13 protein-coding genes are annotated in these 12,620 nt (G+C 38.8%); 6 read left to right on the top strand and 7 right to left on the bottom strand.

Features of this window, described 5'->3' with window-relative positions; all coding sequences use genetic code 11:
• Positions 1–4: 4 nt before the first annotated feature.
• Entirely contained in the window at positions 5–676 is a 672-nt protein-coding gene (locus L3V46_RS04095; RefSeq protein ID WP_034613806.1) for a CsgG/HfaB family protein, read from the bottom strand.
• A 132-nt stretch (positions 677–808) separates the two neighbouring features.
• A complete protein-coding gene (locus L3V46_RS04090; RefSeq protein WP_034613803.1) occupies positions 809–1,432 on the bottom strand; it encodes a LysE family translocator in 624 nt (207 codons plus the stop codon).
• Between the two features lie 398 nt (positions 1,433–1,830).
• Between L3V46_RS04090 and L3V46_RS04085 the strand changes: the two genes are divergently transcribed.
• The gene (locus L3V46_RS04085; protein ID WP_239044988.1) at positions 1,831–3,450 is read left to right on the top strand and encodes an oleate hydratase; all 1,620 of its coding nucleotides are present in this window, start codon (positions 1,831–1,833) and stop codon (positions 3,448–3,450) included.
• Positions 3,451–3,539: 89 nt separating this feature from the next.
• Here L3V46_RS04085 and L3V46_RS04080 read toward each other — a convergent pair whose 3' ends face one another.
• From L3V46_RS04080 to L3V46_RS04060, 5 genes are all read right to left on the bottom strand, one after another.
• Positions 3,540–3,713 carry an NF038215 family lipoprotein gene (locus tag L3V46_RS04080; protein WP_004817658.1) on the bottom strand — a complete coding sequence of 58 codons (174 nt, stop codon included), beginning with the start codon at positions 3,711–3,713 and terminating at the stop codon, positions 3,540–3,542.
• A gap of 104 nt (positions 3,714–3,817) precedes the next feature.
• Positions 3,818–4,381, bottom strand: a complete 564-nt coding sequence (locus L3V46_RS04075; RefSeq protein WP_343212681.1) for a hypothetical protein — start codon at positions 4,379–4,381, stop codon at positions 3,818–3,820.
• A gap of 57 nt (positions 4,382–4,438) precedes the next feature.
• Positions 4,439–5,200, bottom strand: coding sequence for a class I SAM-dependent methyltransferase (locus L3V46_RS04070; RefSeq protein ID WP_004817661.1), 762 nt, complete (start codon positions 5,198–5,200; stop codon positions 4,439–4,441).
• 99 nt (positions 5,201–5,299) lie between these two features.
• A complete protein-coding gene (locus tag L3V46_RS04065) occupies positions 5,300–5,935 on the bottom strand; it encodes a hypothetical protein (protein WP_239044986.1) in 636 nt (211 codons plus the stop codon).
• 71 nt (positions 5,936–6,006) lie between these two features.
• Positions 6,007–6,678 (bottom strand): D-Ala-D-Ala carboxypeptidase family metallohydrolase, encoded by a 672-nt coding sequence (locus L3V46_RS04060; RefSeq protein WP_239044985.1) that lies wholly within the window; start codon positions 6,676–6,678, stop codon positions 6,007–6,009.
• A gap of 209 nt (positions 6,679–6,887) precedes the next feature.
• On the opposite strand from L3V46_RS04060, the gene L3V46_RS04055 reads away from it, so the two are divergent.
• The 5 genes from L3V46_RS04055 (at position 6,888) to L3V46_RS04035 (ending at position 12,608) form a co-directional block, all read left to right on the top strand.
• Positions 6,888–7,436: a TetR/AcrR family transcriptional regulator gene (locus L3V46_RS04055; RefSeq protein WP_239044984.1), complete on the top strand. Its 549-nt coding sequence runs from the start codon at positions 6,888–6,890 to the stop codon at positions 7,434–7,436.
• 11 nt (positions 7,437–7,447) lie between these two features.
• Positions 7,448–9,100: an MFS transporter gene (locus L3V46_RS04050; RefSeq protein ID WP_004817668.1), complete on the top strand. Its 1,653-nt coding sequence runs from the start codon at positions 7,448–7,450 to the stop codon at positions 9,098–9,100.
• A 75-nt stretch (positions 9,101–9,175) separates the two neighbouring features.
• On the top strand, positions 9,176–10,303 hold the full coding sequence (locus tag L3V46_RS04045) for an HlyD family secretion protein (RefSeq protein ID WP_239044983.1): 1,128 nt from the start codon (positions 9,176–9,178) through the stop codon (positions 10,301–10,303).
• A 161-nt stretch (positions 10,304–10,464) separates the two neighbouring features.
• Complete coding sequence (locus tag L3V46_RS04040) at positions 10,465–11,328, top strand: pyridoxal-phosphate dependent enzyme (RefSeq protein ID WP_239044982.1); 864 nt, start codon at positions 10,465–10,467, stop codon at positions 11,326–11,328.
• A gap of 80 nt (positions 11,329–11,408) precedes the next feature.
• Entirely contained in the window at positions 11,409–12,608 is a 1,200-nt protein-coding gene (locus tag L3V46_RS04035) for an NAD(P)/FAD-dependent oxidoreductase (protein WP_239044981.1), read from the top strand.
• Positions 12,609–12,620 lie beyond the last annotated feature (12 nt).

The raw sequence follows: 12,620 nt of genomic DNA, 5'->3' as shown, positions 1-12,620 counted from the left end.
AAACCTATTGTACGGACCACTTGTTTGTTTGAATATCTGTGACAAGGTGATTAACCGCTTCGCGTACAGCCAGATCTAAAACCTTACCATTTAAGGTTGAGTCATAAGATGCTGTAGAACCAAAACCTAAAATTTCGCGTTCACTGAGCGCGTATTCACCTGCACCCTGCACAGAATGGACAACTTCTGCTGTTTTTACATCAACAACATTAATATTGACTTTTGCATAGGCAATTTGAGTTTTACCACGCCCTAATAGCCCAAACAATTGATGGTCACCCACTTCTTTGCGCCCAAATTCAGATACATCCCCAGTGAGCACATAACGTGCACCCTTAATGGATTGAGCTGCTTTACCAAAACCAGCCTCTTGTTGCAGCTCTGATAAATTGTCTCGATTTAAGACTGAAAAATATCCGGTTTGTTGCAAGTGCGTTTCTAAAATCGTTTTTGCTTGACCGCCTAAACGATCGACATTATCAGAGAAGATACCGCGCATATAACTTGAGCGGTTATCAAACTTACCAATCGAAACTGCTGTTTTCGCACCTGAATATTTTACCGCTGAAGTCACAGCAGCCACTTGAGGTGCTTGGATGGTTTTAGAGCTTTCAGTGGTAGAACAAGCAGTAAGTACCAAGCCATTTAAGGCAGCAATCAATAATATTTTTTTCAAAATTACATCTCTCTAAGGTCTAAACCATTATAATGAATAAATATATAACACAAACTAAACATACTGTTAATTAGTTTTTAACAAACAAGATCTACTGATAAAATCCATGACCATTTTTGCTTTTAAAAACAATCATTTCATACCAAAAATTAGCTTTAAACCAAGTAATGTCATGACACCGCCCGCGACTCGATCGAAGACTTTTTTAAACTTCAAATAAACACGGCGCGGCTTTTCCGCTGAAAGCGCAACAGCAACCAGTGAATACCAGCCTGCATCGATAAAGAAGCACAAGATAGGCAAAACAAAATAAAAATACGTTGGAATGTCTTTGGGTAAAAGCGCAGTAAAAATACTGGCTAAAATAATCGCAATTTTAGGATTACTTAACTGGGTAATTAAACCTAAACGAAACGCTTGTTGATAACTCATCACCGTGGATGAGTCAGATGCCTGCGCCATTGGATCTTTAGCATGCTTAATAATTTTATAAGCCAGCCAAAGTAAATACAGACCACCACAAATTTTTAAAGCTAAATATGCAGAAGGTACAGCCAATAAGATTGCTTGTAATCCCATTACAGCTAAAAAACCAAATAAAGCTGCGCCCGTGCCTGTCCCTAAAGCGGTAAACAAACCATGTTTACGAGAAATCGCAATTGAATTTTTAGCCACATAGACAAATGTAGGACCAGGGCTAATCGCACCTAGCATTAATGCCAATGCAATTGAACCTAAAATCAATAATGATTCCAAGAGACACCCCAACCCAGACTATTTTTAAGAATAGATATTTTACGCTACAACCGATTTTTGAAGATATAAAAATCTTTATTATTTCGCGATTACACTTTTATTCAATGCAAGTTCATCAAAATTTCAATCATAAATTTAAATACACTTGTGTATTATCACCACAAACAGAGCAAAAAATATTTTTAGAGTAAAAACTCAATAAAAAATTTATTTTTCAACATCTTAATTATATCAATAAAATCATCAAGGTATATAAAACATCCTAAAAACCCATAAAATAGACCACATAAATCACAAAAATTAACTTCCATTTTCATGTGTTTATAGGCTATAAAAAACCATAATAAAACTATGGTTTTAAATTATCCAAAATCAATATTTATACTCAGGGGTAAAAAATGCACAACAACAAAACCAACCGTTTAGATGCAAACCAAGCACATTTGTGGATCATTGGCGGTGGAATTGCTGGAATGGCAGCTGCTGCATTTGCTATACGTGATGCCAAAGTACCAGCTAAAAATATTCACATTCTCGAAGAGTTAGATGTCTCAGGTGGTTCAATGGATGGCGGTCACACGCCACATGCTGCACAAGCATGGGTTACCCGTGGTGGGCGGATGCTGACAGATGAAACATATTTATGTCTTTGGGACTTATTTTCGAGTATTCCATCCTTAGAAAATCCTGAAATTTCTGTTCGTGAAGAATGTCGTGAGTTCAATGAGCAAATCAAAACCCATGCACAAGCCCGTTTAATTGATGCGCAGCATGTGATTTCAGATGCCGCTAAACTGGGTTTAAATACACGCCATCGCGCGCAAATGTTACGCTTATTGGCGGCGAAAGAAGAAAAAATTGGCAGCCGCCGTATTGATGAATTTTTCGATGAGACCTTCTTTGAAACGAACTTTTGGCGTATGTGGCGTACGACATTTGCCTTCCAAAAATGGCACAGTGCAGCAGAACTTCGTCGCTATTTCTTACGTTTTATCCAAGAGTTACCACGTATTCATACCCTCGCTGGGGTAAAAAGAACCAAATACAACCAATATGATTCCATGATTTTGCCGCTACAACGTTGGTTGCTTGAACAAGGCGTAGATGTTCGTTTTGGCAATTATGTAACAGATGCAGACTTTCAAACCGATGAAGCAACCCTAGAACGTCGTGCAACACGCTTGTATGTCAACCTTCCTGAAGGTACTGAGCAAATCAACCTTCAAGAAAATGATCTTGCCATATTTACTTTAGGTTCAATTACAGCAGATTCCCGTTATGCTGGGAATGATGATGTTCCAGCGCTTATTCGTGATCGACTTGATCATGGTTGGACATTATGGGAAACCCTTGCGAAAAAAGCACCAGACTTTGGCCGACCAATGACCTTTTACGGCAACATTGATGAACATAAATGGGAGTCTTTTACACTCACCATGACAGATGATGTTCTGTTAAATCGCATCATTGATTACACAGGCAACCAGCCAGGTACTGGGGCACTGATGACTTGGTTTGAATCTGGCTGGCATTTATCGATTGTGGTGCCTGCTCAACCGCATTTTGCAAATTTACCAGAAGGCACCTTTACCCTCTGGGGCTATGGTTTCCAAATTGATCAAACAGGTGATTACATCAAAAAACCGATGTCACAAGCAACAGGCAACGAAATACTCACTGAACTGATTCTACAACTCGGCTTTGATGACATTCTTGAGCATGTTCTAGCAAACACCATTGTAACAACAGCTATGATGCCTTATGCATCGGCTTTATTTGCTTGCCGTAAGCCTGGTGACCGCCCACAGGTTATTCCACAAGGTGCAAAAAACTTCGCATTCTTGGGGCAATTTGTTGAAATTGAAGATGATGTGGTTTTTACTGTTGAATATTCTGTTCGTGGTGCCATGATTGCAATTTATGAGTTCTTTGGCGTAGAACGTGAAATTCCTGAGATCTATAATGGATTACTTGATCCTAAAGTCGGATTAAAAGCTTTAGAAACAGTTTTTCATTAATTCATTTAAAATCAACTGAGTTAAATTGAATTAAAACCAAACGAGTACATCCTCTCTTGATGCACTCGTTTTTATATTTTGAATAAAAATCAGGGTTGTGAATCCACTGAACGAGCACTGAGACGATAATCTTTTTCATACACAGGCATACCTGCGATATGGATTGAACGAACTTCAGTTTTTGTTGGTGTAGGTGGTTTCTTTTCACACCCAGCCAAAAATACTGCAAGTATTACACTCAAACTGATGGATAGCTTTTTCATGGCATCTCCTCCATTTTTTGTTTTATTTATAGTTCGAGCATAACAGTTCTGATTAAAAATACAGCTATTTTTTATTTCAAAAGGTGTCTATCTATAGAAAGTGGCTATACGTCACAAGCATGTATCATTAAAACAGCTTGATCTTCACCACTTTTATTTTTGTAACGGTAGTGAAAGCCACCATTTCCATCAAATTCCATGTCACTAAAATATTGAAAAGCATCTACGCTTACAGACTCAATTTTAGGGTGTTGCTCTGGTTGAAGTTGAATTTTGTTTAAAATTTTCGCGGTAAATACTTTTTGAAAAATAATCGTAGGCACATCTTTTAATTCAAATCGGGCAATACACCCAGTGTTTTCATCCACAGCAACAACGTTGTCTAAAGCCTGAATGATCCCCGCCTTCGAGATGAAAAGACTATGATGAACATTAAAGGTATAGCCATAGCTTAAATGCAAGAAATCCTCGGTTTGGTTTTCAACATTTAAACCACGCTCCCAGTCCATGACCAAGGGCAACTTATAATCATCGCCTTCATAGAGTACAAAATCACAATGATCATTTGCATCTTCATCGCATGTTTGCTGAATAACCGAAAATTGCCCTATCTTGGCCACTGTGCGATGAATCTGCTCGGCATAACCACTACTGGAATAAGCCATCATGCTAAATAATATCGGAACTATTGTATTGATTATTTTTTTTGGCATCAGATTTCTAAATCAAGTTTTACTCAATACCAAATATACAGCTTCACTGGTAAATGTACCATCTTGCTGAATCTGATAATACTGTTGTACTTGATCAGCAGCTTTGGACTGTAAATAGCGAATGGTATGGATACCCTCTACTGGTGTTTGCATACGCTCCACCCAACTTTGAAAATTTAACTGTAAACTTTGCTTTTCAATGGTTTCTACCTTAAAGCCTGCTTGTTCTACGATTTTTACCCATTCCGCCAAACTATAATTTCGAACATGGCTTGGATCACGAATGGTTTCTATGGTCTGAATAAAGGTGTCTAAAATTGGATTAGAATTGCCAATAATATCAAATAGGATCACTTTGCCATCAGCACGTAATACACGATAAATTTCATCAATCGCTTGAGTGATACTTTGCCAATGATGCGCAGAATAACGACTGATCACACAATCAAAATGCTCAACAGGAAAATCCAATTGCTCTGCCGCACCAACCTTCCCTATGACATGATCGAATCCCTTTTGTTGAGATTGCGTGGTCACAAGATTGACCATTTCAGGCGTAATATCATAGGCAATTACTTGCTCAGTGAATGCAGCAATCTGATACGTGACATGCCCACCACCGCAGCCTAGATCCAAAACTCGTTTGAATTGATGCTGTTGGATTAAATTTTGCATTTTTTCAAACTCAATGCCTTGTGCATGTACTTGGCTATTTAAGTATGCTTCTGATTTATTTTGATATTGTGCCTGATTAACTTGCTGTTGAGTGGTCATTGTCGTGTCCTTGTTGTCGAATAAAACGACAATAGACAATTCAATTCAAAAATAAAAATGATGAATTTTAATGAAATTAATAACTTTATTTTATTTATGTTAACTCATAATTACCCGATAATCAGACTGACAAGGGTTTTGAATGATAACATCCTGTACCCCCATCTCGTTTCCGACCTTAATATTATAGTTAAATGAAAAATCACCATTATCCTCAAAATTTGCCGTTGCAGGATAGTTCAGCTTTTTAAATTGCGGCACTTTGTTGTTGAGCACTAAACGTACCCGAAAATCAGGAATGCTATAAAATACCAATGAATTCGGCATATTTTTTAAATTCGATTCAAAAGTTACAAAACAACTTTGCTGCCCATTCATCGCAAGAAAACTGCCATAATCTTTTTGTTGGTTTTTATCATTAATCACAGTGAGATTATACTCACTTCCTGTTACCCCCAACAAAAAACCCATTAAATTTGGATTAAATTGATAAACATTTGCGGTTTTACTCCATTTTTCCATTAATACCTGCTTTTTTCCTTTAGCATCATAGAGTACATAGTCACAACTAGAACCATGCTGAGTGCAAGACTCTTTTTGAATTTTCAGTTTTCCTGCACGCCCCAATACTTCGTATTCAGGGTCAACTTCGACAGCAGCATCAGCTTGCGCAAAAGCAGAATAACTACTGAAAAAAGGCAGAGCAAATAAACAACCCTTTATTATTTTCAACATAAATAACGTTCCCAATATTTCAGCATTTTTTAATATAGATTCAAGTTCAATTCTTGCTCAAAAATACAATTTTAACTTTTTAAACACGGCGAACTTTTCGATTTAAAGTCCTTACCCCAAGTACGATATCCTTGGGTATCAATATGATAGCGATTATTACCATAAACGCCTAAACCCATTTTATAACTTTTGCCTTCCACTTGCCAAAAATGACACATTTTTTTAACTAATAATTCGCGATCTTTTTTAATGGTTTCTTTGGGTGATAGCACATGAAAATCAACTGCATAATTACTTAAATGCTTACTTTTTTCCGCCCCACCTATGCATTTATTTAATTCAGGGGCACGATAGATTGCTGAAATCGTATATGTTTTAAAATATTCATTTCGATTTAACTTTTCCACCAGTTGCAAACTACTCACCACATTTTTCCAAAAGGCTTTAGGTGGAATAGCAAAACGTTTTGAGTAACACTGCTCCGGCATATAGTTTCGGCTGGTTGTCAGCTCCATCAGACTAGGTGGATGTTTTAAATACTGCGACATAAACTGATAATAATCCGCCAATAATTGGGGGTCTTGTTGCGCCTTCCAAAGCTTGAATTGTTGTTCAATCAGTTGATCTGATGATTTTCTTGAAGATGCAGCTTGATCTGCTTTTTTCTCAGATGGCGTACAGGCATTTAACGCCAATACACCGATGCAGCAGATCGAAATAACAATATTTTTAAAAATTTTCACAATTTCAGCACACTTATTGTTTTATTTTAAAGGGTAAATATTTAGAAATCTAAACCTATTTATACGATTTATTAATCATTGACCTAAGTCATTCTAACCAATCTAATCAACTTTAAAGCTGCAATTTACAAAAATCCACAGAGTTAGCAATTTACAACGGACAAAAATGTCCGTTAAATATCAGAATAAAATTTAATGCAATTTCCCCTATGCGTATACGTCAAAAACAAGCGGCACAAAATCGCGAAGATTTGCTTAATGCTGCACTGAAAATATTCCGTAAACAAGGGATTCGTGCGCCATTACAGCTTGTGATTGATGAAGCTGGCGTTGGACGGGCAACCTTTTATCGTAATTTTAAAGATCGCCGTGAGTTGGTCATCGCCTTGATGGAACAAGCATTAACTCGTCTAGATGAACGGGCAAAAAGCTTTTCAGAATATCCTGATGGTTTGATTCGGTTAATTCGCAATCATGTCGAGAATCTACCTTATCTCACCGCCTTGATGGAATATTGGCGTGTGATTGATCGTAATGACCCAAGTATGGTGGATATTTATCAACGGCGTGACGCAATTCTTCAACCGCTGATTGATCAAGCCATTGCCCATCATATTTGCCGACCAGATCTTACCCCAAAAGATTATGCGCTAATTACCGGTATTCTAAGGGCTTCCTTTCAAGGGCTAACCGACGAAGAACAAGTTCAACTGGCCACACGTGCAGTTGACTTACTGATTGATGGCATCAAGGCGTAATTGAGGCACTTATGGATAAATCGCCACGTTTACTTGAACCTGCCCCAGATTGGACACCAGAAGAGCGTCCAACCTTACCAGGCTCGCCTGCGGCTATTGCACATCCAACACATAAAAAGCTGATTTATTTTTTTATTGGCCTGTTTGTTGCGATCTCAGGCAGTTTAAGTAATGGTTTTATTACTGCAAATTTACCACTTATTCAGGGTGAATACTCGCTAACGCCTTCAGAAGCTGCATGGATTCCCGCAGCTTATGTAATGGCAAATATTAGTTCCAACATGATTCTGTTTAAAGCTCGGCAACAATATGGGTTACGGCTTTTTTCTGAAATTGGTTTAGTGCTTTTTATTTGTGTGTTGGTGCTACATATCTTTGTGCATACCTTTGAAATGGCATTGTTTGTCCGTGTGATCAGCGGTTTGGTTGCCGCCCCCCTGAGTTCTTTAGGCATGTACTACATCATGCAGGCCTTTAAACGAGAAAACTTTGGGCGAGGAATTTATCTCGCGCTGGGCTTTCAACAATTGGGTATTCCACTAGCATGGATCATTTCCCCATCTCTGGTTGATGTAAATGACTGGATTGTGCTCTATACCTTTGAGCTGGGTTTAGCGATATGTTGTTTGGCAATGGTGGTTTCTTTAAAACTGCCACGTAGCTTAAGAATCGAAGTCTTTGAAAAACAGGATTTCTTCACTTTTGCCTTACTTGCACCCGGCTTTGCCTTGCTATGTATCGTCCTGACCCAAGGCCCAATCCTTTGGTGGTTTGAAGTCAAATGGTTAGGGTATGCCTTAATTGCTGGCTTCAGTCTTATTGTTATCGGACTGACTTATGAACATTACCGTGTCAATCCACTTATCATTACCCGTTGGCTAGGTTCAGCCACCACACTTAAATTTGTGTTTGGTGCATTGGCGATTCGTTTGCTTATGTCTGAGCAAAGTTACGCAGCCGTTAACTTTTTAAAGACCATGGGCATGGGACCTGATCAGTTCGTTACCTTGTATAGCGTGATTTTTCTTGGCATTGTGCTCGGCACCGTTTTTAGCGCCATGACCTTTAAAAGAGAACGCATCTCATGGCACTTGGTCGGTGCTGTGGTCTTGGTTCTTATTGCCTGCGCTTTAGACTATCACCTCACCAGTGATGTTCGACCTGAGAATTTTTACCGCAGCCAATTTATTGTTGGCTTTGCCAGTGGTATGTTTATCGGACCATTGTTGCTGACAGGGATTATTAATGCCTTACAAAAAGGCCCATCACACATGGTCACTTTTGTGGTGTTGTTCTCTGCAACACAAAGCTTTGGTGGTTTAATTGGAAATTCATTCTTTTCAACCTATCAACAATTACGCACCCAAAATTATCGGGCTGAAATTGTCAGTGACTTATCACCAACTGATCCATTGGTGGTGCAACGACTTGCGGCCTATCAGCAAGCAGCCAATAAATATACTTTAGATGCATCACTTGAACAGAACCAAGCTTATCGCAATTTAAACCAGATTGTGACACGAGAAGCACAAGTGCGTGCCTATAATGATGTGATTGCATTAAATGGAATTTTCGCCATTTTACTGTTGATTTGGAGTAGTTTTAATATTGCATGGACACGCTATCAACTCAAAAAACAGCAACAGGTCCTCAATAGCAGTTAGACAGATCTCAGGCTATTCCGAAATCAGATGATCCATAATGTCACGCTATGTATTAAAAAATATTTGAGAATTCTTATGTCGCAAGATCAAAAACCAACAGAGCAAGCAGCAGTTACACCACCACAAGCACCTGCAACAGCAGCAGCGCCATCACCATCCAGTAAGCTTATTCCAACAGCGAAAAGAACATTGCTGTTGATGCTCTTGGTCTTGTTGGTGGGGATTGCTGTGATTATGCGCGCATGGAAAATTGGCCCTTTTGATAGCAGCATAGAATCCACCGACAATAGTTATATCAAAGGCAGAACCACAGTTTTATCTTCTCAAATCAATGGTTATGTCAAAGATGTATTGGTGACTGATTTTGACCATGTCAAAAAGGGTCAGCCATTAATGCATATTGATACCACAACCTATGATCAGAAAGTGACTCAGGCTGAAGCAGGTGTTGATCAGGCCAATACTACTTTAGCCAATCAAACCCAAGCGATTGAACAACGCAAAGCAGATATTGTGGCTGCACAAGCCAAAGTTGAACAAGCCAAAGCAAGTTATGAACTTTCAACAGCACAACTCAATCGTTATCAACAATTAGGAAATACTGGCGCAACCTCTAAAACAGAACAAGACAAAGCGGCTGCGGATGTAAAAAATAATTTAGCCTTACTCAAACAAGCGGAAGCCAATGTATTGGTTGCTCAAGAAGCGTTAAAAACAGCTCAAGTGGCTCAATCGGGCTTAAAAGCACAAGTCACCAATGCCAAGGCACAATTTGATCAAGCGGTAACGACAAAAGACTATAGCGTGATTGCAGCACCGATGGATGGACAGTTGGGCGAAGTCACTCCTCGTGTGGGACAATATGTTGCAGCTGGCACCCAGTTAATGTATCTAATTCCGCAACAAACCTGGGTGATTGCCAATTTCAAAGAAACACAAATTGCTGATATGCACATCGGGCAAAAAGCAACATTTACGGTAGATGCTATGAAACATCAAAAATTTACTGGCCGTATTGAACAGATTTCACCTGCTGCTGGTGCTGAGTTTAGTGTGCTTAAGCCTGACAACACCACAGGTAATTTTACCAAGGTCGTACAGCGTATTTCTGTGCGGATTGCTATTGATCCCAATCAAAAAGGTTTAGAATTCTTACGACCGGGGATGTCTGTGGTGACTTCCGTCGATACCAGCACTCAATGATCCGCCTAAGTGAAAAGCTTGAGTTAAAACCTAGAAATTTATCCCCAATAATAGACATGAAACTCAATCAAACCTGTCTTGTTTTACAGGTTTGATTAGAATATCTTGAACAGGCTTAATTCAAAGCTACTCACACACACCCATTCAGTTAAAAAATCAGCATGTTTGATCATATTGCCCAAACTATTCCCTACCAAAGTTTAGATTTTGCTGGATCTGTTCAACTTACAGTTAAACGGCTTGATCTAATCCATCCACAAATTTCTGGCAATAAATTTTTTAAACTCAAATATAATTTGATTGAAGCACGTCAGCTTGGCCTAAAACAGATGCTGACTTTCGGTGGTGCGTATTCCAATCATATCGCTGCCACAGCCTATGCAGCACAGTTATTTGGATTTAAAAGCATCGGGATCATTCGGGGCGAGGAGTTAGCGCATAAACCGCTCAACCCTACTCTAACGACAGCACAGCAGTTGGGCATGCAGCTAGTTTTTGTTTCACGTGAAAAATATAGACAAAAAAATAATCATGACTGGATCGATGAATTAACACAACATTATCCAAACACTTATATTATTCCTGAAGGCGGAACCAATGAGCTTGCTATACAAGGTTGTCAGGAAATTTTAACGCCAGAAGATTTAAATTATTATGATGTAATTTGCTGTGCGGTAGGAACAGGTGGCACAATCACTGGGCTGATTAACGCCAGTTCACCACAGCAGGAAATTTTAGGTTTTTCAGCACTTAAAGGTGATTTTTTACAACAAGATGTCAGTCAACTCACCCATAAAAGCAATTGGAAAATACTGGATGATTATTGTTTTGGAGGCTATGCCAAAACCACTGCTGAATTACTTAGCTTTATAAACAACTTTGAGCAGCAATATCGCATTCCGCTTGAACAGATTTATACTGGGAAAATGTTTTATGGGATTTTTGATTTAATTTCAAAAGGTTACTTTAAAGAAAATGCAAAAATCTTGATCCTGCATAGTGGTGGCTTGCAAGGACGTAGCTAAACCCTACCTATTTATAATTGTCCTGAAAATTACTTTAAATTTGTCTATAATCCCCTGCTCAAAGTTTCCATGAGTGTGATATGTCTTCTAACCAATATGATGTGATTGTCCTCGGCGCAGGTGCTTCAGGTTTAATGCTTGCGGCAAAAGCAGCTGCCCGTGGTCGTAAAGTCTTAGTGGTTGAGAAAGCCAATAAAATTGGTAAAAAAATCCTCATGTCAGGTGGTGGTAAATGTAACTTCACCAATCTTTATGTTGAGCCTGAGAATTTTATTTCACATAACCCACATTTTGTCATCTCTGCCCTGACGCGTTATACCAATTGGGACTTTATTGGGATGGTCTGTGAATATGGCATTGACTATGAAGAACGCAAACATGGACAACTGTTTACCTTAAATGGCGCAAAAGAAATCTTAAGCATGCTGCTCAACGAATGTGAAAAAACACATCATGTTGAGATTAAAACCAGTTGTGAAGTCAAAGCGATTAACACGCTTGACGATCAGACTTTTCAAGTTGCCACCAATTTAGGCTATTTTCAGGCTGAATCTGTTGTTGTTGCATCAGGTGGCTTATCTATTCCAACATTGGGTGGCTCTGGCATCGGCTATGAAATTGCCAAACAATTTGGTCACCACATCTATCCTACACGCGCAGGTTTAGTTCCCTTCACTTTTTCAGATCAATTTAAAGAAGTTACCACTCGTTTAAGCGGCAATGCGGTTGAAGCAACACTATCTAACGAACTGATTGCATTTACTGAAGCATTGTTGTTTACACATCGTGGTTTAAGTGGTCCAAGCTCATTACAACTTTCAAATTATTGGAATGCAGGACAAGCATTCCATATTAACTTTTTACCAAGTCTTGAGCTGTTTGATTTTTTAAAGCGCAAAAAGCAAAGCCAGCCCAAGGTGTTAATCAGAACCTTACTGACTGAACTTTTACCGAAAAGTGTGGTGATTGAACTACAAAATCTCATTTGGTCCGAGTGGGCTGAAACGGCGATTGGGCAATTAAGTGATGAAAAACTTGAAACGATTGCCAATAAACTACAGCAATTTGAAGTCAAACCCTCTGGTACTGAAGGCTATCGGACTGCAGAAGTCACTTTAGGCGGTGTTGACACCACTGAAGTTTCATCAAAAACCATGGAAAGTAAAAAACAAAAAGGTTTATTTTTTATAGGTGAGATCTTAGATGTAACTGGTCATTTAGGCGGGTTTAATTTTCAGTGGGCATGGGCTTCAGCACATGCCGCTTCAGAATATGTATAATCTAAACTGATT

Origin of the sequence: Acinetobacter sp. AG3 (assembly GCF_022343575.1) — a bacterium.
GTDB classification, from domain to species: Bacteria; Pseudomonadota; Gammaproteobacteria; order Pseudomonadales; family Moraxellaceae; genus Acinetobacter; species Acinetobacter guillouiae.
Note: the sequence above shows the minus strand (reverse complement) of the source record. Positions and strands in the feature narration are given on the sequence as shown.